Origin of the sequence: Rahnella sp. PCH160 (genome assembly GCF_047784855.1) — a bacterium.
In the GTDB taxonomy this organism is placed as follows: Bacteria; Pseudomonadota; Gammaproteobacteria; order Enterobacterales; family Enterobacteriaceae; genus Rahnella.
In genome coordinates this window covers 4,190,453-4,210,847 of the sequence record NZ_JBLOGT010000001.1, presented here as the reverse complement: position 1 = coordinate 4,210,847, position 20,395 = coordinate 4,190,453, and the positions used below count along the sequence as shown (strand labels likewise).

Below are 20,395 nucleotides of genomic sequence, written 5' to 3'. Positions count from 1 at the left end.
TTAGCCACAGCACATCATACCGGTTTGGTTTCTTCCGGCAACGTTATGATTTGGGTCGATTTGTTGTAGCGCTCAAGCCAGATAGGGAATACTTCAATCGGCATCGGGCGGGCAAAATAGTAACCCTGTAGGGAATCGACTTTGCGCTCCCGCAAATAATCTACCTGCTCACGCGTTTCCACGCCTTCAGCAATAAGCTTCAGATTCAGGCGTTGCGCCAGCGTAATAATAGTGTCGGTGACCGTTGCGTTGATCGCGTCCGTACCAATCGACGCGGTGAAAGCCTGATCAATTTTGAGCACGTCAGGGTTCAGCGTTTTAAGATAACTCAGCGAGCTGTGACCGGTACCGAAATCGTCAATCGCCAGCAGAATGCCCATTTCTTTCAGTTGTGAGATTTCAGCAGCGCGTAGCTCCTGCAAACGGGTTCGTTCGGTCAGTTCCAGCATCAGGGAAACCGAAGGCTGGGCCGGAAGCCACAGCTTGCGGATGTCATCCACAATTTCCATGTTATTGAAGTGCTGCGCCGCAACATTAATACTGACGTAAAACCCTGGCGTAGCAGGGAACACTTCCAGATTATTGGCAACGGTCTGAATCAGATATCGCGTGAGCGAAATGATTAACCCATGCTGCTCGGCAAGCGGAATAAAGACATCGGGCGAAACCCATTCCTGACGTCGGTTTTTCCAGCGCATCAGCGTTTCCACGCCGATACAGCGGCCATCGGTACTGTTAATGATCGGCTGGCAATACACCTTAAATTCGCGGTGTGAAATACCATGGCTGATCGGGTAGGCCAGACTGATCCGGCTGCCGGAAAGCAGATAAACGGCGGTGGCGGTGAGCAGGCTGATCAACAAAGAGAGCGGGAGGTGAGAAAATAGCTCATTCCAGGCTAAATCGCTGGCTTCGTCGCCATAGAGTGAAACGGAAAAATCGTACTTATCAGAGCTGACGCTCAGCAGCACAGGTTGCGGAAGGTGACGGGTCTCCACAATGGTATCACTGCCGTATTCGAGGTTTTTATTTCCAACGTTTAACACGATGTGGGTGGCGTAGGGCGGTTGTGGCTCAAGGAGGAAGTTCGACAAAATACCAATGTTATAAACAAACAGCTCACCGTTGAGATTATCCGGTGTTGTCGGTTGCCAGAGTACCAGCGTCGGGGCATCCACCCGGCTCCATTTGGACGCGTGCAAATCAAGCTGCGTTTTCCCCTGTGCCAGAGAAGGCAGTGTTTTATTGAAATTAACATCCAAAGCACCAATCAGGCTTGAACAGATGATGGTGCCGTTACTGACCAGGCTGATGGAGCGCAACGTTTGCATACGGGCGACCGCTTGTTGCATCACCGGTTGCAGTGCGTTGCAGGTAAGTGTCTGGTCGATAGGAATCGCTCTTCCGGCTGGCGAGGCAGGGTCGAGTAATTTCTCCAATTTTTCAACGGTGTGAATAGCCACGCGTTGTTGATCTTCGGCAATAACCTGAGCTTGTTCGTAAATACGAATGCCCAGCGTCAGAAGCAACGTACATAGCCCCATTGCGCAAGCGAGCGCAATGCGATAGTAACGATACCTCGCAAGTCCGGTCTGGGAGAACAGCATCGTTCTAATCCTTGTATCCCGTGTAAAGTGCAGGCTCAAAATTATTTTTTTTAAAGGTTTACCGATGCGTAACAGCCGTTTTGTTATTATTGATAGTAGCTGCAAATCCCCGTGCGCTCTGCCTGAGTTGTAGAAAACTCCCTATTATTCACTGTAAAAAACAAAGAAAATCCGTCTTGGTGACGTTGTCACGCATGTTTTTTCCCGCACATCACCGGCATGTATTTTCGGGGTGTTAGAGAGGTTCTCTGAACGGGAAAATCAGGCGGAAATCAGCATGCCGTACCTGCAGGGTATAATGCAAGTGTTGGGACCATTATGTATTGATAATACAACAGGTTGTTGTTAACGAAGGTTTTATTACTACCTGCTCCCACCCGAGGGGTATTTCCTGCGGCAAACGGGCAAAAAAGGGGTCAACCCGCCCGCCACAGAAACACGAAAAATCCCGAAATGGATCAGTCGCACTGTACCTTAATGGCTAAACCGCCACGGGACGTTTCGCGGTACTTCGCGTTCATATCTTTGCCTGTTTCATACATAGTCTCGATCACTTTATCCAGCGAAACACGAGGTTCACTGGTCCGGCGTAAGGCCATGCGTGCGGCATTGATGGCTTTCACCGAGGCAATCGCATTACGTTCGATGCACGGAACCTGAACCTGTCCGGCAACCGGGTCACAGGTTAAACCGAGATTGTGTTCCATGCCGATTTCAGCTGCGACACACACCTGTTCCGGGCTGCCGCCCAGCAGTTCTGTCAGACCCGCTGCCGCCATGGAACAGGCCACACCGACTTCGCCCTGACAACCGACTTCGGCGCCAGAAATTGACGCATTCATTTTGTAGAGAATGCCAATCGCGCCGGAGGTCAGGAAATAACGCAGGTAGATATCCGGGCTGACGGACTGTATATATTTGTCATAGTAGGCCAGCACTGCCGGAACAATCCCGCAGGCGCCATTGGTCGGCGCGGTTACGACACGTCCTCCGGCGGCATTTTCTTCGTTTACCGCCAGCGCAAACATGTTCACCCAGTCGATCACATTCATCGGATCTTTTGAGAGTTGATCGTTTGACACTAACATTCTGCGCAGGGCAGACGCGCGACGCGGAACGCGCAGCGGGCCAGGCAGAACGCCTTCGGTGTTCAGACCCCGGTCAATACAGGCCTGCATGGTGTGCCAGATCTTCTCGAAATACTGTTCAATGTCCTGTTTGCTGTGCTGCGCCAGCTCATTCTTCATCATCAGGCCGGATAACGAAAGGCCGGTTTCCTTGCACTTTGCCAGCATTTCGCTGGCGGAATTAAAGCTGTAAGGCACCGTCACTTCATCCAGCACCGGCTGACCGAAATGCTCGTCATCGACAATAAACCCCCCACCGACCGAGTAGTAGGTTTTGCTGTAAATCATTTTATCGCCAGCAAATGCATGAATTTGCATGGCATTTTCATGACGCGGCAAATTCTCGCCGCGAAATACCATGCCGGTGTCACGGGGAAAATCGACTTCATGCTGAGTTTCACCCAGCGGTAAACGCTGACGCTGCTCAACGTCGCGAATAAAATGGGGAATGCCGTCGATGTCGACGGTATCTGGCTGGTTACCCGCCAGACCTAAAATAATGGCGATATCTGTGTGGTGGCCCTTGCCTGTCAGAGACAGAGAACCAAAAACGTCCACGGCGACACGCGTAACGGCAGGCATCATGCCCTTTTCGAGCAGGTCATCAGCGAACTGTTTCCCGGCTTTCATCGGGCCCAAAGTATGGGAACTGGAAGGGCCAATCCCGACCTTGAACATGTCGAAAACGCTAATCACGTCGAATACTCCTGTAATGAATTACGGCAGGGAACGGGACCCTGACAGCCACAACTGAACTGGTGGCTCACTCTATAGTTTAAAAGGCCTGCGGGGCAAAAGTTTCATTTTTCGCATGAAATAAACTTATTTGATGCAAAACTGTGATCGGAATGTAATCTGCGAGGTCAGACTTCAACCTGCCGGGCAAGCTGACGAATGATCGCCGCCGTGAGTCCCCAGACAAATTGCTGCTGATACCAGGATAAATACACCCGGTGATGTGTGCCTCTGCGATGAATATCCAGAGGATGATAACGGGCAAGGTCAAACGCTTCCTGCAACGGCATTTCAAACAGCTCGGCAACTTCATCCTCCGCCGGATGGAATGACACATCAACGGGCAACAACCCGACAACCGGCGTCACCTGAAAACCGCTGCTGCTGTCCTGCGGTGAAAGCGTGCCTAAAACGTGAACCTGTTCCGGCTCGATAGCGACTTCTTCCTGTGCTTCGCGCAGCGCGGTGGCAATGATTGAGGCGTCAGTTGCATCAGCCGCACCGCCGGGAAAAGCGACCTGACCGGGATGTTTGCGTAATTGATCGGAACGCCGTGTCAGCAGAATTGTCGGTTCTTTCCGGCAGATAATCGGAATCAAAACGGCGGCATGACGGGTTCCGCGCAATGCAGGCGCGGGCATACGCGGTTGCTGCAACTGAAAGCGCAGGATGAAATCTTCAACGGCGGGTGAAAAAGTCTGCAAGGGTGCGCGTTGTTCCAGCAAAGTCACGGCTGAACGTCTCCTAACTGTGGCAGTATGCGGGCAATTTTATCAAAGGTTTCCTGATATTCGGCCTGTTCCTGACTGTCAGCTACAATCCCGCCGCCTGCCCAGCAGTAAATTTTCCCGTCAGCCGTCAGCAACGTGCGGATGGTGATGTTGCTGTCCATCGTGCCACAGCAACTGATGTACGCAATGCTGCCGCAATAGCCGTTACGCCGTTGGGGTTCAAGTTCTTCGATGATTTCCATCGCGCGGACTTTCGGCGCGCCTGTTATTGAACCGCCGGGGAAACAGGCGCGCAGCAACGCGCTGGCGTGGCAATCGTCCGGTAATTCGGCAGTTATCGTGCTGACCAGATGATGAACCGCAGGGAACGGCTCGACTTTGAATAGTTCGGGAACGCGCACGCTGCCCGGCGTGGCGACGCGGCCAATGTCATTTCGCAATAAATCGACAATCATCAGATTTTCGGCACGGTCCTTTTCCGATGCCGCCAGCCGTTCAGCCTGACGTGCATCTTCGGCAGGATCGTCATTGCGCGGTAGTGTGCCTTTAATTGGCCGCGTCTGGATTTGTTTATCTTTTAGCCAGATGAAACGCTCAGGCGACAGGCTGATCACCGTGTTTTCGGGTAAACGCAGAAATGCCGAGAAGGGCGCACGATTTGCTTTGTTCAGCCGTAAAAATGCCTGCCATTCGTCGCCTGAATATTGCGTCGAAAACCGCTGTGCGAGATTAATCTGATAGCAATCGCCGCTTTGAATATATTCCTGAATCTGCCGGAATTTTTCACCGTATTCTTTGCGGGTCATGTTGGATTGCCACGGTGCTTTCAGGCTGAATGGCTGCACGGTGGCGGCCTGGTGCTGCTCCAGCCAGTGCAGGCGGTCAGCAATATCAGAGTGGCAAACCAGCGTCAGACGTTGCAGATGATGATCGGCAATCAGCGCCCAGTCATAAATGCCAACCGCCATATCCGGCAGGGTAATATCTTGTTTTGCGGTGTCAGGTAATGTCTCAATGCGCCGCCCTAAATCATAGCCAAACAGCCCCAGCGCGCCGCCCAAAAACGGGAAATCAGGCGAGCTTTCCGCCTGCAAACCGGATGCTGACAGGTATTCTTGCAGCAGGCCAAAGGGATCGTCTCTCCGGGATACTATTTCTCCACCTTGTTCAACCTGCGTGATATCACCGCGCGTCGTCAGCGTGATCAGCGGATCCGCGACCAGAATATCAAAACGATTGTGCTGATGCTGCGCAGCACCGGAATGCAAAAGCATGGCCCACGGCAACGCTGAGAGCGCAGAAAATTGCTCAGACAGCGCATCAGGATGATAAGGCAAAGAATGAAAATTCACGCAGCGAATGGATTGCATGGCAGGTATGAGCTTCTCGGGCGCAATAAAACGGAGTATGGGGTCGATCCTAACATAGATTCTGCTGCCTGAAAGCAGCGCAGGCGATTTGCATCAATAAGGCGTATACTGTGCAACCCCGCAGCCTGCGGGCCGGTTTAACGTACAACAGGAATCTCCCATGCTGACAGGTATGCCTTCATTATCACATTCCGAACAAGAACAGGCCGCCGATCGTATCCGCCAGTTAATGGAAAACGGGATGAGCAGTGGCGAAGCCATTGCAACCGTAGCAGCAGAAATCCGTGAAACGCACAAAGGCGATCGCGTGACCGTTATCTTTGATGACGAAGACGAATAGATATCTGCCCTGATAAGACCTTGTCAGGCATAAAAAAACCGGACCCTTTGCGGAGTCCGGTTTTTTTTGAGATTTTTCAGGTATCAGCCTTTAACGACAACCGCCGCCGCCGCCTGTTTTGCCTGCTCAACAGCGTCTTCGACGTTATCGGCAATCGCCAGCGCCACGCCCAGACGGCGTTTACCGCTGATTTCCGGCTTACCGAACAGACGGATCTGGTTGAAACCGGTCAGCGCGTTTTCCAGTCCGCTGAAAGAAACATTGTTGCTGGTCAGTTCCGGCAGAATAACGGCGGAAGCCGACGGCCCAAACTGGCGGATTCTCCCGACCGGCAGGCCTAAGAACGCGCGAACGTGCAGGGCGAACTCGGACAGATCCTGAGAAATCAGCGTGACCATACCGGTATCGTGCGGACGCGGAGAAACTTCGCTGAAAATCACTTCATCGCCGCAGACAAACAGTTCAACGCCAAACAGGCCTTTACCGCCCAGCGCTTTCACCACTTTCTCCGCGATATCTTTCGCGTGCTGCAATGCCCGTTCGGTCATCTGCTGTGGCTGCCAGGATTCGCGATAATCGCCCTCTTCCTGACGGTGCCCGATTGGGGCGCAGAAATGAATGCCGTCAATGGCGCTGATGGTCAGCAGCGTAATTTCAAAATCAAACTTCACCAGACCTTCAACAATGACGCGTCCACCACCGGCACGGCCACCTTGCTGGGCATAATCCCACGCCGTCTGTAACTGTTCGGCGCTGCGGATCAGGCTCTGGCCTTTACCGGATGAACTCATTACTGGCTTGATGATGCACGGGTAACCGATTGTATCGACAGCCTGACGGAAAGACGCTTCGTCATCAGCAAACTGATAGGTCGATGTCGGGAGTTTCAGGGTTTCTGCGGCCAGGCGTCGAATACCTTCGCGGTTCATGGTCAGGCGCGTCGCTTCGGCGCACGGCACCACGTTATGGCCCTGTTTTTCCAGTTCCACCAACATGCTGGTGGCGATGGCTTCAATTTCCGGCACGATAAAATCAGGGCGTTCACTTTCAATCACGGCTTTCAGCGCATCGCCATCGAGCATGTTAATGACATGGCTGCGGTGAGCGACCTGCATCGCTGGCGCATCCGCGTAGCGATCGACGGCGATCACTTCCAGACCCAGGCGCTGACATTCGATCGCCACTTCTTTACCCAGCTCGCCAGAGCCTAATAACATGACGCGGGTGGCGCCGGTGCGCAGTGCAGTACCAATGGTTAACATAGCTTCGTACCCAGATCTTTGATGAAGGAAAGTAAGAATTTCGGGGAGCAGTATATCTGAAATTATTGGCGACGAAAACGATTGCGCGGCGTGTTTGAAAAATTCTCTGCGTGTCAAAGAAGGGGATTTACAGGATTTTTTAAGTCGGTTTTCTGCTGTTTAAGGCAGTCTGCGGGCGTCTCTGTTATCATTTAGCAAACCATGGCGCCAGATATCCTGCCGCTGCCCCGATTTTTGCCTCACATAAAGAGTTATCGCCTTGAGCACGCATTCCTTTTCTGCCCTGACATTGCCCTCCGAGCAACTTTCCAACCTGAATGAACTGGGTTACACCGAAATGACCCCGATTCAGGAAGCCGCTTTGCCCGCTATCCTGCAAGGTCAGGACGTCCGCGCCAAAGCCAAAACCGGCAGTGGTAAAACAGCCGCTTTCGGCATCGGTTTGCTGAACAGCATCACCGTTTCACAGTTTGTGGCGCAGGCGCTGGTGCTTTGCCCGACGCGCGAGCTGGCCGATCAGGTCAGTAAAGAATTGCGCCGTTTGGCGCGTTTTACTCAGAACATCAAAATCCTGACCCTTTGCGGTGGTCAGTCCATCGGCCCACAGAACGAATCGCTGGTTCGTCAGCCGCACATCGTGGTCGGCACGCCGGGACGTATTCAGGAGCATCTGCGCAAAGGCTCGCTGAAACTGGACGATCTGAAAGTGCTGGTGCTCGATGAAGCCGATCGCATGCTTGACATGGGTTTCAGTGAAGACATCGAAGATGTGGTGAGTTATACGCCGCAAACCCGCCAGACGCTGCTGTTCTCCGCGACTTACCCGGACGGCATTGAACGCATCAGTTCCAAATTCCAGCGCGAGCCGCTGAAAGTGGAAATCGAAGGCGAAGATGACGTGGCTGATATTAAACAGGTCTTCATCGAAGCCGATAAACATCAGCGTTTATCCCTGCTGGCTGGCGTGTTGTACCTGCATCAGCCGACATCCTGCGTGGTGTTTTGTAATACCAAACGCGACTGTCAGGACGTCTATGATGCCCTGAGCAGCAAAGGGATCAGCGCGCTGGCGCTGAACGGCGATCTCGAACAGCGTGACCGTGATCGCGTACTGGTGCGTTTCTCCAACGGCAGTTGCCGTGTGCTGGTGGCGACTGACGTTGCGGCGCGCGGGCTGGACATCAAACAGTTAGGTCTGGTCATCAACTATGAACTGTCTTTCGACCCTGAAGTTCATGTTCACCGCGTAGGCCGTACAGGTCGTGCGGGAACCAGCGGTCTGGCTATCAGCCTGGTGACGCCGCAGGAAATGCCGCGCGTCACCGCGCTGGAAGATTACACCCGCCAGCGGTTCACCTGGCAGCCTGCCGCACAGGCGCTGGCGGCAACGCCGGTGGCGCTGGATCCAGAAATGGCCACGCTGTGTATCGACGGTGGCCGTAAAGCCAAAATCCGCCCCGGCGATATTCTCGGCGCGCTGACCGGCGACGCCGGGCTGACCGCGGCAGAAGTCGGTAAAATTGATATGTTCCCAATCCACGCTTACGTCGCCATCCGCCAGAAGAGCGCGAAGAAAGCCCTGCAACGTTTGCAGGAAGGCAAAATCAAAGGCAAAAACTGTAAAGCGATTATTTTGCGCTAAAAGATTACCGTCACGTTTTACGTTGCGCGTCTGATTGTTAATGTTGTGTTATTGGCTTGTTGATGATTATATTGTCTGACGCAAGCGATGACCTTGTGCTAAGCATGGATATTATTCCGGCAAGGTCACCCGTAATAAAAGACAAAGACTGGGAAGACGAACGATGAAAAAGATAATCTTGAGCGCAGTAATGGCTGTCGCAGGAATGAGCGGTCTGATCCAGACCGCTCAGGCTGATGAGCCTGAAGTGAGAACGGCGACGGTCACACCGTGCGCTAACGCAACGAAAGATGAACTGGCGGCGATGGTCAAACGCGATTTTCTGCAAAATCGCATTCCGCGCTGGGATGCGGATAAAAAAGCACTCGGAACATCAACACCGGTCGCGTGGGTTGATGCGGGCAGCATCAGCGGTGATAACAAAAAATGGGATATCCCGCTGAAAGTGCGCGGCGATCATGCCGACAAAACCTACGACGTCACGCTCAACTGCCAGCTCGGTGAAATCACTTACAGCACACCGGTCTGAGTTCTTACCCTGCGCCCGCACCCCCTGACGGGCGCGCACATTTCCGCTAATTCCCGCACATTCAGTCTCTTGGTTTCCCCGTCTAAACCTGTCACTCTTGTCACACCATAAAGAGGACAAAGAGATCCGAGATGATGACACCTCCAAAGGCTGAAAAACGCCCGCAAACCCTGAGCGTGCACGGCGATGACCGTGTCGATAATTACTACTGGCTGCGTGACGATGACCGCGCCGACCCTCAGGTTCTGGCTTATCTGACGGCAGAAAACGAATACACCGATCAGGCCATGCAGCCACATCAGGCGCTGCGTGAAACGCTTTACGGGGAAATGGTCGCGCGTATTGCGCAGCAGGATCACTCCGTCCCTTACGTCAAACACGGTTACCGTTATCAGACCCGCTATGAACCGGGAAATGAATACGCGATTTACCTGCGTCAGCCCGCCGCTGAACACGAGAACTGGCAAACGCTGATCGACGGCAATGAACGCGCCAGCGACGGCGAGTTTTATACGCTCGGCGGTTTAGATATCAGCCCGGACAATAAACTCATGGCCGTGGCCGAAGATTTCCTGTCCCGCCGCCAGTACGACATTCGCATCAAAAAGCTGGATGACGAAATCTGGACCGATGATCTGCTGAAAAATACCTCCGGCAGCAGCGAGTGGGCTAACGATTCTCAGACCCTGTATTACGTCCGTAAGCACAAGAAAACGTTGCTGCCCTATCAGGTTTACCGCCATGTAGTCGGCACAGATCCAAAGACGGACAAACTGGTTTACGAAGAGAAAAACGACACGTTTTATGTCGGTCTGGATAAAACCACGTCAGAAAAATACATTCTGATCCATCTCGACAGCACCACAACGTCCGAGATCCTACTGCTGGATGCCGATGATCCGCAGGCGACGCCGAAAGTGTTCCTTTCGCGCCGCAAAGATCATGAATACGCGCTCGATCATTATCTGGGCCACTTCTATATCCGCTCGAACAAAGACGGTAAAAATTTCGGTCTCTATAAAAGCGAAAACGGTACCGAGGCGCAGTGGCAGACGCTGATCGCACCGCGCATTGAAGTCATGCTCGAAGGTTTTAGTTTATTCCGCGACTGGCTGGTGGTGGAAGAACGCCATCAGGGGCTGACGCAACTGCGCCAGATCCACTGGACCAGCGGCGAGGAAAAATCACTGGCGTTTGATGACCCGACGTACACCACCTGGCTGGCTTACAACCCGGAACCGGATACGTCGTTGCTGCGTTACGGCTATTCGTCTATGACCATGCCAAGTTCGCTCTTTGAGCTGGATCTTGACACGCACGACCGCACGTTGCTCAAGCAGCAGGAAGTGAAAGATTTTGATGCCGCGAATTATCGCAGCGAACGCGTCTGGGTTACCGCGCGCGACGGCGTGAAAGTCCCGGTTTCACTGGTTTATCGCCGCGAGTTGTTCAGGCCAAATACTAATCCGTTGCTGGTCTACGGCTACGGCTCTTACGGCAGCAGCATGGATCCGGCGTTCAGCGGCAGCCGCCTGAGCCTTCTCGACAGAGGCTTTGTTTTCGCTCTGGCCCATATCCGTGGCGGTGCAGAACTCGGCCAGCAGTGGTATGACGACGGCAAACTGTTCAACAAACTCAATACGTTCCACGATTTCATCGATGTGACCAAAGCGCTGGTGGCTGAAGGCTACGGCGATGCAGGGCAGGTTTACGCGATGGGCGGCAGCGCCGGCGGATTGCTGATGGGCGCGGTGATTAATCAGGCGCCAGATTTGTTCCACGGCATCGTTGCGCAGGTACCTTTTGTCGACGTCGTCACCACCATGCTTGATGAATCTATTCCGCTGACGACCGGCGAATATGACGAGTGGGGCAATCCTAACGACAAAGCGTATTACGACTATATGCTGCAATACAGCCCGTATGATCAGGTTCGCGCGCAGGCATATCCGCACATGCTGGTGACTACCGGTTTGCATGATTCACAGGTGCAATATTGGGAACCGGCGAAGTGGGTTGCGAAACTCCGTGAGCTCAAAACTGACGACAATCAGTTGCTGATGCACACGGACATGGATTCCGGCCATGGCGGCAAGTCTGGCCGTTTCAAAGCTTACGAAGATATTGCGTTGGAATATGCCTTTGTTCTGTCGCTGGCGGCGAAGAGCTGATCCGGACCCGGTAAGGAATTTTTCCCATAAAAAAACCCGCGTTCAGCGGGTTTATTCTACGAAGGGCTTAATCAGGCAGATGCTTTCTTGGCTTTTTTGTCAGCCTTCTTCTCAGCAGGAGTCTTCAGTGGCTTTTTCTTCGCATTTTTTTTGCTATCCATTCCTTTACTCATAATAGCCTCTCTTTAAAACATGTGGATTGGGTTGCTTTCCTATTTAGTGTCAAATTCGCATCAGTTGCAAGCGGCTCATACGTTTTTATTTTGCAACGGCGCTGTTTTATTGTTTCAGTCAGTAAACCGGAAAGCAAAATTGCGCGATAAGTATGCGAACAGTATGTGAAATAACGATTTTTAGTCATAACAACTTGTCGTGGCTGAACCGATGCGCTGTTATGAACATGCTCGCACCTCAATCAATACACTGGCCGAATAGAACAGGAAATGTCATGCCAAAATTAAAAGGGTTGTATCCGCCTCTGGAAGCCTATGCCAGTGGCATGCTTGATACGGGCGATGGTCACCAGATCTACTGGGAACGCAGCGGAAACCCGGAAGGTAAACCCGCGGTATTTCTGCACGGCGGGCCGGGCGGGGGGTGCTCATCGGTTCACAGACAACTGTTTGATCCCAATGATTATAACGTCATGCTCTTTGACCAGCGTGGCTGTGGGCGTTCAAAACCTCATGCCAGCCTCGACAACAATACGACGTGGCATCTGGTCGAAGACATCGAACGTCTGCGCAAATTAGCTGGCGTGGATAAATGGTTGGTATTTGGCGGTTCGTGGGGTTCTACGCTTGCGCTCGCGTATGCCGAAACGCATCCGGAACATGTCAGTGAAATGGTTCTGCGCGGTATTTTTACGCTGCGTAAACAGGAACTGACGTGGTATTACCAGGATGGCGCTTCCCGTTTCTTCCCTGAAAAATGGCAGCGCATATTGTCGATTTTATCGGATGAAGAACGCAAAGATGTCATCGCCGCCTATCGTGCGCGCCTGACGTCGGAAGATCGCGCTGTCCGGCTGGAAGCGGCGAAAATCTGGAGCCTTTGGGAAGGAGAGACGGTCACACTTCTGCCTGCGGAAGGTTCATCATCTTTCGGGGAAGATAACTTCGCGCTGGCGTTTGCCCGCATTGAAAATCATTACTTCAGCTATCAGGGTTTTCTGGACAGCGATGATCAGCTTTTGCGAAACGTTGAGCGCATTCGCCACATTCCCGCTGTTATTGTCCACGGGCGATACGATATGGCCTGTCAGGTACAAAACGCCTGGGATCTGGCACAGGTATGGCCGGAAGCAGAATTGCACATCATCGAAGGTGCCGGGCACTCGTTTGACGAGCCGGGGATCCTCGATCAGCTCATCCGCACCAACCAGCGCTTTGCCACCCGGCGTTAACGGCTCCAGTGCTCCCGTTTGCCGGCGAACGCGCGGCTTATTTTTGCTTCGGTTCGTAAGGCAGACGGGAGAATTTATGTGATTCCCCGCGATAAAACATAACCCGCTCACGGAAGTAAGTGCGCAGATGCGCAGGCTGTTCACGCTCGGCCATCTCAGCCACAACGGGCATATTGTAACGTTCCTTGAAAGCGACGGCTGACGCGGCGAAATCGACGTTAATGCGGTCCATCTCTTCTTTACTGATTTCGGCCAGATTGATACTCATTTTTGTTTCCCGCTAAACCATTTCACCGCATTGTACCCGACCCAATCCGTGGGGTGAATGTTGTCTTTTGAATTTTTATGATGGCTGATGATATGCGTGAGATTGAGAAGTGATATCAGGTAAATAAGAATTATTCCCGAAATCGTAGTGATAATTATATCCATCATGGGGTGTAAAACGGATTATTTAAATAGGAATGATTCTTTTTAATAACGCCCGGCATGTTAATGATTATCATTAATGTATATTTTGGTTTAAATAAAATACATATAATTCAATTGGTTAAATTATATTGTTGCCTGTTTGAATAATAATGTGAATCGGGTGTTTTTATTTTGTATCGATGCGGGCATAATGCGGATAAATATCCCTATTCATCTGCCTTGATTTATTTTATGGAGCCGCATCATGCTTAAAAAAGAAATGATCGACCAGCTTAACGAACAGCTGAATCTCGAATTTTACTCCGCCAATTTATATTTGCAGATGAGTGCATGGTGCAGCGATAAAGGCTATGAAGGCGCAGCGGCGTTTCTGAAGCAGCACTCCATGGAAGAAATGGATCACATGCATCGCCTGTTCAGATACGTCAGCGATACCGGCGCATTACCTTTGCTGGGCGCAATTGCGGCACCGCCAGTGGCGTTTGAATCCCTGACTGATTTGTTCAAACAAACTTATGAGCATGAGCAACTGATCACCCAGAAAATCAACGAACTGGCCGACCTGTCCATGACGCTGAAAGACTATTCTTCATTCAATTTCCTGCAATGGTATGTTGCTGAACAGCATGAAGAAGAAACGCTGTTCAAATCCGTTCTCGATAAACTGGCTCTGGTCAGCAACACCGGAAATGGCCTGTTCTTCGTGGATAAAGACCTGAAGAACATGGTGGCACAAGCACCTGCAGGCTAAATTTTCTGCCGTGCTGGTCCATAAAAACGCAGAGTGCTCAGGCCTCTGCGTTTTTTTATGTTTTTTTGACAAACGTTTTGGATCGGTTTGCGATAAAGTGACGGCGTTATAAATTCATCGTTAAGCAAGCCAAGGAATCATCGTGTTCAAAAAAACCACATCTCTTTGCCGTGCACTGGCAGTCTCAGCTGTTTTACTGGGCGGATTTATCTCACAGCAAGCTTTGGCCCATGCACATCTGAAAACACAAACTCCTGCCGCCGATACCGTTGTCACCGCCAGCCCGTCCGAATTGTCATTGGGTTTTAGCGAAGGCATCGAACCTAATTTCAGCAAAATCACGCTGGCCGATGCAGACAATAAACCGGTTAAAACCGGGGACATGACGCTCGCCGCGAATGACAAAACACAAGTGGTTCTCCCGCTTCCGGAAACCCTGAAACCGGGTAAATACCGGGTAACGTGGAGCGTTGTCTCCGTGGATGGTCATAAAACACACGGTCAGTACCGCTTCACCGTTAAATAAACGATGAGCCTGACTGCCATGTTTGTCTTGTGCCGGTTTGTCCATTTTGCCTCGCTGATGCAAATTTTTGGGTTGAGCGTCTTTTGCTCATTACTGGCACCGGAAGGCTTCTCCGCATTATTGCTGCGTAAAAATCAGTCGCTGATGATGTGGTCCGGCATTCTGGCGGCGGTGACATCGGTGGGGATGCTGGCGATTCAGGCCGCACTGATGGGAAACGGCTGGGGCGACGGGCTGAACCTGAACGTCTGGCTGCTGGTGCTCACGACGTCTTTTGGTGATGTCTGGCGCTGGCATTTGTTACTGACGGCGGCATTATTGCTGGTCATGCTGATGGAATGGCTGCCGGGGCGCAATTTGGTCATCTTCCTGTGCGCACTCGGTTTGCTGATGAGCCAGGCGCTGATCGGACATGCGGCCATGCATGACGGCGCGCTTGGGTTGTTGCAGCGAGCCAATCATGTCGTGCATTTACTCAGCGCGGCCTACTGGTTCGGGTGCTTACTCCCGCTGCTGACATGTATGTTGTATACGCGTTCGCCTGCGACAAGTCATTACGCAATTGCCACGCTCATCCGGTTTTCTGTCTGGGGCCATGCAGCGGTCGCACTGGTCATACTGACCGGCATCCTGAACACCGCCATTGTTTTGCAGCGCTGGCCTGTCGATATGACATCGCTTTACCAGCGCCTTTTGGTTATTAAAGTGGTGTCGGTCGGACTGATGTGCGGAATCGCTATTTTCAACCGTTACCGGCTGGTGCCGTTAATGAGCAAACAGCCGGAGATTGCCCGGCGTCGTTTCATCATGATGACATGGCTTGAATGGGGGCTCGCGCTAATGGTTTTACTGGCGGTAAGCTGGTTTGCTACCCTCGCGCCTGTCTGAAAGACTTGAAGAATTTACTGTTTACTGAGGAAGAATTATGAGGAAAACACTGCTTGCCTGTGTGTTGCTAACCTTATCGGCCAGTTGTTTGGCGGCACCGCAGGTGGAAACCATCAGCCGCCTGCAATATGGCAAAGCCTGGGCTTTTACGCGTGAAGAAGTCATGCTGCAATGCCGCCCCGGCAACGCGTTGTATGTCATTAACGACAGTACGCTGGCGCAATATCCTCTGAACGACGTGGCCAAAGAGCAGGTCAAAAACCATCAGGTTCAGGCCGTGCCTTTGGAAAAGATCTGGTTAGACGACCCGGCTAATCCGGGGCAAAAAATGAGCCTTGTTCCGTTTATTGCCAAAGCCAAGACACTTTGCTAAATCGCCGTGCAGCCGTTAACTGCCTGATGTTAATCCCATGTTTTGTGTATGTTGTCACACAATGAAAATAATACATCGTTGTTATTATCACTATGTTTCAAACTGGGTGGAAAATAGTCAGGCCTCGGCTACTCTTTAAGTTGTACGGCTTAACCGCCTGCATTAATGCCAACTTTTAGCGCACGGCTCTCTCCCAAGAGCCATTTCCCTAGACCGAATATAGGAATCGTATTCGGTCTTTTTTTTGCGTGTTTTTTAAATCCGTAACATATATTTTTCCGCATTCTTCCATCATCAGCGACCTGAGCTTTCCCCGACAGATTTCGCAATATCCAATATCATTCAAGCAGTTTCGCCCGCGTCCAGGGTTCTTTGCCTGTAATTTTCGTGGAGATATGCTCGATGAGCTGCTGCGTGGGCGCTTTCTTGCCAAGACCCATCAGTGAAAGAGGAAGAATCAGCAGGATAACTAACGGAGCGAATGTGAAATTGCGCATCTCGCGGTCGCGCTGCGTATATAAAAAGATTCCGCTGCATATACTGCCAAGAATTAACCCTGATATCACCTCGCTGACGGAATGAACATGCAACGCAAGCCTGCTGATACCCACCATGGCGGCAATGAAATACCCAACAGCAATTACCAATTTGTTCCTTTTGGGGCGAAAACGCTGGCCTATGAGCCAGAACATAACAGGCCATAAAGTGGCGGACATCGTGGTATGTCCGCTGAAGCCTGTAAAATTAACTGTACTGCTGCCAATCCCCCAGGCGAGAAACAACAGCTTTGAGATACTTATCGTAAGGCCAGAAATTCCCAGAGTAATCAGCCAGATTAATGCCGTAGCTGGGCTACTTGCTTTCCATAACATAAATAAAGCGAGGGTTATTCCGGTTGGAAATATGAGCATGCTGTCGCCGAAATAGGTCAGGAGATTCCAAAACAATGCTGAGCCCTCGATGATAAATAATAAAATCTTCAGAATAATCAATCAGAAAGTGTATCAGCAGGGTGTGCTCGAACGAACAGGATTATCTGGCCCAAGATCATTTTAGGACTGTAACCCGGTTTATGGGCTGGATTGCACAATTTGCAAAACTGAGAATACATTCATAATATATTGTATTACCTGAAATAATTGGATTTTTGTTGCCGTTATGAGATGACAGACCTAACTTTGTTATTCCGCCACAATGAGAGGAAAGGAAATGAAAGCTGCTGTTGTTAATAAAGATCATTCTGTTGATGTCGTTGAGAAAACTCTGCGCGCATTAGAACATGGTGAAGCACTTTTACAGATGGAGTGCTGTGGTGTTTGTCATACGGATTTACATGTAAAAAATGGGGATTTTGGTGACAAAACTGGCGTGATACTGGGCCATGAAGGCATTGGTATCGTTAAGAAAATTGGTCCGGGCGTCACTGCGCTGAAAGTGGGGGATCGTGCGAGCGTTGCCTGGTTCTTCAAAGGCTGCGGGCATTGCGAATACTGTACCACCGGCAATGAAACACTCTGTCGTCAGGTTATAAATGCGGGTTATACCGCTGACGGTGGTATGGCAGAAGAATGTATCGTTTCAGCTGATTATGCGGTGAAAGTTCCGGAAGGTCTGGAATCTGCTGCCGCCAGCAGCGTGACGTGCGCGGGTGTGACAACCTATAAAGCGGTCAAAGTGTCAGGCATCCAGCCAGGTAAATGGATTGCCATTTATGGTTTGGGTGGTCTGGGCAATCTGGCATTGCAGTATGCTAAGAATGTGTTCAATGCCAAAGTGATCGCTATTGATGTGAACGATCTGCAACTGGAATTTGCCGCTGAGATGGGCGCAGATCTGACCATCAATATGCTGAAAGAGGATGCTGCAAAAATCATTCAGGAAAAAGTGGGGGGTGCTCATGCAGCGGTTGTCACTGCAACGGCGAAATCGGCATTTAACTCTGCGGTTGATGCCATGCGTGCCGGTGGCCGTATCGTCGCTGTCGGTTTACCTCCTGAGTCTATGAGCCTGAACATTCCTCGTCTGGTGCTGGACGGCATTCAGGTTGTGGGTTCACTGGTGGGGACTCGTGAAGATCTGGCGGAAGCATTCCAGTTTGCCGCTGAAGGTAAAGTTGTACCAAAAGTCACTAAACGTCCATTGGGCGATATCAATGCTATTTTCCACGAAATGGAACAAGGTAAAATTAAAGGCAGAATGGTGATCGATTTTACTCACAAGTAAAATTTCTATCATGTGGGTGACGCTGCCGAAAAATACTCCGGCGTCACTCATGGCATATCACCAAAATAATGCCGATTAATCTGCTGATAAAAAAAAGCCCTCTCAGAGCGGGCTGAAAGGGGTAATGCGAGGGTCTTACATGCTATGAAGGACAGTTCATAGCGGACACAGGAGAAGAAATGTTTTCCTCGGAATTAAAGGTAACAAACTCAGTGTCGATTTATGTCAAACCTAAGTAAGTTTACTCCGCAACATGTAACAGTCCGGTCGGTTATTCATCGACTAAATAGCGTTCTGCCAGACGTGTCCAGTAAGCAGCACCGAAACTCAAACTTTCATCATTAAAGTTGTAGGCCGGGTTGTGCAGAACGGCGCTATCACCATTCCCGAGACGCAGGAAACAGCCGGGTTTTTGTTGCAGGAAATACGCAAAATCTTCGCTGCCGGAAATCGGTGCCAGATTTTCGACCACGTTTTCCTCACCGATTAGCTCTTTTGCTATCTCCAGTGCGAATGCTGTTTCTTTATCATGGTTAACCAGAACCGGATATCCCGGAACATAGTCAATCTCAGCACGTGCGCCATAACCCGCTGCATGATTAGATACCAGCGTGCGGATCCTTTCTTCCAAAATTTTACGAACGCCAGCGTCGAATGAACGTACGCTCATTTCCAGGCGCGCAGTTTCCGGGATTACGTTGGCCGCATGCCCTGAATGTAAAGAGCCGATAGTGACAACGGCGGTTTCATTAGGATCGATGTTGCGGGAAATGATGGATTGCAGTGCCACGACCAGGCTGCTGGCGACCAGAATCGGATCGACAGTCATATGAGGGCGCGCGGCATGTCCACCTTTGCCGTGAATAGTGATGTTAACTGTATCGCAGGCCGCCATGAACGGGCCTGAGCGGAACATCATTTTCCCGACCGGGTAACCGGGGTGATTATGGAGGCCGTAGACGGCGTCGCAAGGGAAGCGCTCGAACAGCTGTTCGGCCAGCATGCGCTCTGCGCCACTGTTAAAACCAATTTCTTCTGCGGGCTGGAAAATCAGGTTTACTGTCCCGGAGAAGTTTTTGCTGCGCGCCAGTTGCTCGGCGGCCCCCAACAACATGGCGGTATGGCCGTCATGCCCACAGGCGTGCATTTTCCCAGGTGACTGACTGGCATAGCTAACACCCGTGAGTTCAGTGATGGGCAGGGCATCCATATCTGCTCGGATGCCGATACTGCGCTTACCTGCTCCTATTTTCAGTGAACCGACGACGCCGTGGCCGCCCACGCCTGAAGTCACTTGATAGCCCAGTGCACGTAGCTTATCGGCGACTAAAGCGGCGGTGTCGGATTCTTCGTTGGAAAGCTCAGGATTCTGATGCAGGTGTTGACGAACTTCACGCAGCCCCGGAACAAGGTCGGCCACGTCAGCGATGGTGCAAAATGATTTATTATTCATTATAAGGATCTGTTTTTGCCTGGAAGATATCCGGCCTCTATGACCGGTGCGACGTCATTACTGGGGACAGAATGCAATGCGAAAACCCGGCTGGCAATCAATTAATCAGGGCAAGAACCGGCTTTTTTAAATTATGGAATGTTCAATTCAATCACGGTATGTAATTGATGTAACAGGCTAAAGTTTTTACGCGACGTTACGCAATTAATGATTTTGACTCTGGACGGTTTGACGACATGCCTATACCGTTGTGTTGCGCTATACCGGAACAGGCAATGTTCAGAAATATCAGGCAAATACTGTGCATCCGCCTGATATGACGTCTTCAGATATTAAGGATGACTTAGAGGAGATCGCGAGGACTATGCAGGCATGTAGCTAATGGAATGCTCCAGAGAATCACATTGTGAATCGATCAGTACATTCCAGATCCCTTTATAAGGTATGCCAACGTAGGCTGTATTCTGGTCGTTAACCGTCAGAATATCGCCGAAACCTGAGTGACGTCCATTTCGCTCAATATCATTTTCACACATCAAATGGATGTGGCATCTTTCTGAACAACGAATGACGACGGTGTCGCCACCAAACAGACTCAATCTGGCTCGAACGATAGGCATGACTTTCCCCCAATGAAAATAAAGCACCTGAAATACGCTGTAACCGGACACCACCAGGTTTTACGTCACCCAGACCGGGAGTGATTTTGGTCACATAACGCTCTTTACCCTATAAAACCAGAGTAAAGCAGGGGGAATAATGACTTTAATCAAAACTTGTTAGATTCTTCCGGAGATTAATTATTCGCCAGTCATGCATCTGTAAATGAA

At 51.0% G+C, this 20,395-nt stretch carries 19 protein-coding genes; 10 read left to right on the top strand and 9 right to left on the bottom strand.

What is annotated here, in order from left to right; genetic code table 11:
- Positions 1-14 precede the first annotated feature (14 nt).
- The 4 genes from ACM5QY_RS19540 to pabB all read right to left on the bottom strand — a co-directional run bounded on the left by ACM5QY_RS19540 (position 15) and on the right by pabB (position 5,570).
- Entirely contained in the window at positions 15-1,607 is a 1,593-nt protein-coding gene (locus tag ACM5QY_RS19540; protein ID WP_416122307.1) for an EAL domain-containing protein, read from the bottom strand.
- 458 nt (positions 1,608-2,065) lie between these two features.
- On the bottom strand, positions 2,066-3,430 hold the full coding sequence (locus tag ACM5QY_RS19535; RefSeq protein ID WP_104922644.1) for an L-serine ammonia-lyase: 1,365 nt from the start codon (positions 3,428-3,430) through the stop codon (positions 2,066-2,068).
- 167 nt (positions 3,431-3,597) lie between these two features.
- Positions 3,598-4,200, bottom strand: a complete 603-nt coding sequence (locus ACM5QY_RS19530; protein ID WP_416122306.1) for a CoA pyrophosphatase — start codon at positions 4,198-4,200, stop codon at positions 3,598-3,600.
- Complete coding sequence (pabB, locus tag ACM5QY_RS19525; protein ID WP_416122305.1) at positions 4,197-5,570, bottom strand: aminodeoxychorismate synthase component 1; 1,374 nt, start codon at positions 5,568-5,570, stop codon at positions 4,197-4,199. The genes ACM5QY_RS19530 and pabB overlap by 4 nt, the downstream gene beginning before the upstream one ends.
- Before the next feature lie 160 nt (positions 5,571-5,730).
- Here pabB and ACM5QY_RS19520 point away from each other — a divergent pair, with 160 nt between their 5' ends.
- Positions 5,731-5,910: a YoaH family protein gene (locus ACM5QY_RS19520; RefSeq protein WP_104922641.1), complete on the top strand. Its 180-nt coding sequence runs from the start codon at positions 5,731-5,733 to the stop codon at positions 5,908-5,910.
- An 83-nt stretch (positions 5,911-5,993) separates the two neighbouring features.
- On the opposite strand, the gene purT is transcribed toward ACM5QY_RS19520, so the two are convergent.
- Positions 5,994-7,172, bottom strand: coding sequence for a formate-dependent phosphoribosylglycinamide formyltransferase (purT, locus tag ACM5QY_RS19515; RefSeq protein WP_416122304.1), 1,179 nt, complete (start codon positions 7,170-7,172; stop codon positions 5,994-5,996).
- 259 nt (positions 7,173-7,431) lie between these two features.
- Here purT and dbpA point away from each other — a divergent pair, with 259 nt between their 5' ends.
- The 4 genes from dbpA (at position 7,432) to pip (ending at position 12,919) form a co-directional block, all read left to right on the top strand.
- Complete coding sequence (gene dbpA, locus ACM5QY_RS19510; protein ID WP_416122303.1) at positions 7,432-8,814, top strand: ATP-dependent RNA helicase DbpA; 1,383 nt, start codon at positions 7,432-7,434, stop codon at positions 8,812-8,814.
- A gap of 163 nt (positions 8,815-8,977) precedes the next feature.
- A complete protein-coding gene (gene yebF, locus ACM5QY_RS19505; RefSeq protein WP_416122302.1) occupies positions 8,978-9,343 on the top strand; it encodes a protein YebF in 366 nt (121 codons plus the stop codon).
- Positions 9,344-9,474: 131 nt separating this feature from the next.
- Positions 9,475-11,514 carry a S9 family peptidase gene (locus ACM5QY_RS19500; RefSeq protein WP_416122301.1) on the top strand — a complete coding sequence of 680 codons (2,040 nt, stop codon included), beginning with the start codon at positions 9,475-9,477 and terminating at the stop codon, positions 11,512-11,514.
- Between the two features lie 448 nt (positions 11,515-11,962).
- The gene (pip, locus tag ACM5QY_RS19495; protein ID WP_416122300.1) at positions 11,963-12,919 is read left to right on the top strand and encodes a prolyl aminopeptidase; all 957 of its coding nucleotides are present in this window, start codon (positions 11,963-11,965) and stop codon (positions 12,917-12,919) included.
- 37 nt (positions 12,920-12,956) lie between these two features.
- Here the strand turns inward: pip and ACM5QY_RS19490 are convergent, their stop codons facing one another.
- Positions 12,957-13,187: a DNA polymerase III subunit theta gene (locus tag ACM5QY_RS19490; protein ID WP_416122299.1), complete on the bottom strand. Its 231-nt coding sequence runs from the start codon at positions 13,185-13,187 to the stop codon at positions 12,957-12,959.
- A gap of 408 nt (positions 13,188-13,595) precedes the next feature.
- Between ACM5QY_RS19490 and ftnA the strand changes: the two genes are divergently transcribed.
- The 4 genes from ftnA to ACM5QY_RS19470 all read left to right on the top strand — a co-directional run bounded on the left by ftnA (position 13,596) and on the right by ACM5QY_RS19470 (position 15,889).
- A complete protein-coding gene (ftnA, locus tag ACM5QY_RS19485) occupies positions 13,596-14,102 on the top strand; it encodes a non-heme ferritin (protein WP_416122298.1) in 507 nt (168 codons plus the stop codon).
- Between the two features lie 139 nt (positions 14,103-14,241).
- Positions 14,242-14,628: a copper homeostasis periplasmic binding protein CopC gene (copC, locus tag ACM5QY_RS19480; RefSeq protein WP_416122936.1), complete on the top strand. Its 387-nt coding sequence runs from the start codon at positions 14,242-14,244 to the stop codon at positions 14,626-14,628.
- A 3-nt stretch (positions 14,629-14,631) separates the two neighbouring features.
- Positions 14,632-15,516 (top strand): copper homeostasis membrane protein CopD, encoded by an 885-nt coding sequence (gene copD / locus ACM5QY_RS19475; protein ID WP_416122297.1) that lies wholly within the window; start codon positions 14,632-14,634, stop codon positions 15,514-15,516.
- A 37-nt stretch (positions 15,517-15,553) separates the two neighbouring features.
- Positions 15,554-15,889 (top strand): YebY family protein, encoded by a 336-nt coding sequence (locus tag ACM5QY_RS19470; protein ID WP_416122296.1) that lies wholly within the window; start codon positions 15,554-15,556, stop codon positions 15,887-15,889.
- 338 nt (positions 15,890-16,227) lie between these two features.
- On the opposite strand, the gene ACM5QY_RS19465 is transcribed toward ACM5QY_RS19470, so the two are convergent.
- Entirely contained in the window at positions 16,228-16,881 is a 654-nt protein-coding gene (locus ACM5QY_RS19465) for a phosphatase PAP2 family protein (RefSeq protein ID WP_416122295.1), read from the bottom strand.
- Between the two features lie 217 nt (positions 16,882-17,098).
- On the opposite strand from ACM5QY_RS19465, the gene adhP reads away from it, so the two are divergent.
- Complete coding sequence (gene adhP / locus ACM5QY_RS19460; protein ID WP_416122294.1) at positions 17,099-18,112, top strand: alcohol dehydrogenase AdhP; 1,014 nt, start codon at positions 17,099-17,101, stop codon at positions 18,110-18,112.
- A 271-nt stretch (positions 18,113-18,383) separates the two neighbouring features.
- Here the strand turns inward: adhP and ACM5QY_RS19455 are convergent, their stop codons facing one another.
- The gene (locus ACM5QY_RS19455; protein WP_416122293.1) at positions 18,384-19,565 is read right to left on the bottom strand and encodes a M20 aminoacylase family protein; all 1,182 of its coding nucleotides are present in this window, start codon (positions 19,563-19,565) and stop codon (positions 18,384-18,386) included.
- 362 nt (positions 19,566-19,927) lie between these two features.
- Positions 19,928-20,185: a DUF1883 domain-containing protein gene (locus tag ACM5QY_RS19450; protein ID WP_416122292.1), complete on the bottom strand. Its 258-nt coding sequence runs from the start codon at positions 20,183-20,185 to the stop codon at positions 19,928-19,930.
- Positions 20,186-20,395 lie beyond the last annotated feature (210 nt).

Bases quoted from the DNA above. Each gene is read 5' to 3' on its own strand.
- ACM5QY_RS19540 (WP_416122307.1), bottom strand. From the start codon at position 1,607: ATGCTGTTCTCCCAGACCGGACTTGCGAGGTATCGTTACTATCGCATT.
- pabB (WP_416122305.1), bottom strand. From the start codon at position 5,570: ATGCAATCCATTCGCTGCGTGAATTTTCATTCTTTGCCTTATCATCCT.
- ACM5QY_RS19520 (WP_104922641.1), top strand. From the start codon at position 5,731: ATGCTGACAGGTATGCCTTCATTATCACATTCCGAACAAGAACAGGCC.
- purT (WP_416122304.1), bottom strand. From the start codon at position 7,172: ATGTTAACCATTGGTACTGCACTGCGCACCGGCGCCACCCGCGTCATG.
- yebF (WP_416122302.1), top strand. From the start codon at position 8,978: ATGAAAAAGATAATCTTGAGCGCAGTAATGGCTGTCGCAGGAATGAGC.
- ACM5QY_RS19500 (WP_416122301.1), top strand. From the start codon at position 9,475: ATGATGACACCTCCAAAGGCTGAAAAACGCCCGCAAACCCTGAGCGTG.
- pip (WP_416122300.1), top strand. From the start codon at position 11,963: ATGCCAAAATTAAAAGGGTTGTATCCGCCTCTGGAAGCCTATGCCAGT.
- ACM5QY_RS19490 (WP_416122299.1), bottom strand. From the start codon at position 13,187: ATGAGTATCAATCTGGCCGAAATCAGTAAAGAAGAGATGGACCGCATT.
- ftnA (WP_416122298.1), top strand. From the start codon at position 13,596: ATGCTTAAAAAAGAAATGATCGACCAGCTTAACGAACAGCTGAATCTC.
- copD (WP_416122297.1), top strand. From the start codon at position 14,632: ATGAGCCTGACTGCCATGTTTGTCTTGTGCCGGTTTGTCCATTTTGCC.
- ACM5QY_RS19470 (WP_416122296.1), top strand. From the start codon at position 15,554: ATGAGGAAAACACTGCTTGCCTGTGTGTTGCTAACCTTATCGGCCAGT.
- adhP (WP_416122294.1), top strand. From the start codon at position 17,099: ATGAAAGCTGCTGTTGTTAATAAAGATCATTCTGTTGATGTCGTTGAG.
- ACM5QY_RS19455 (WP_416122293.1), bottom strand. From the start codon at position 19,565: ATGAATAATAAATCATTTTGCACCATCGCTGACGTGGCCGACCTTGTT.
- ACM5QY_RS19450 (WP_416122292.1), bottom strand. From the start codon at position 20,185: ATGCCTATCGTTCGAGCCAGATTGAGTCTGTTTGGTGGCGACACCGTC.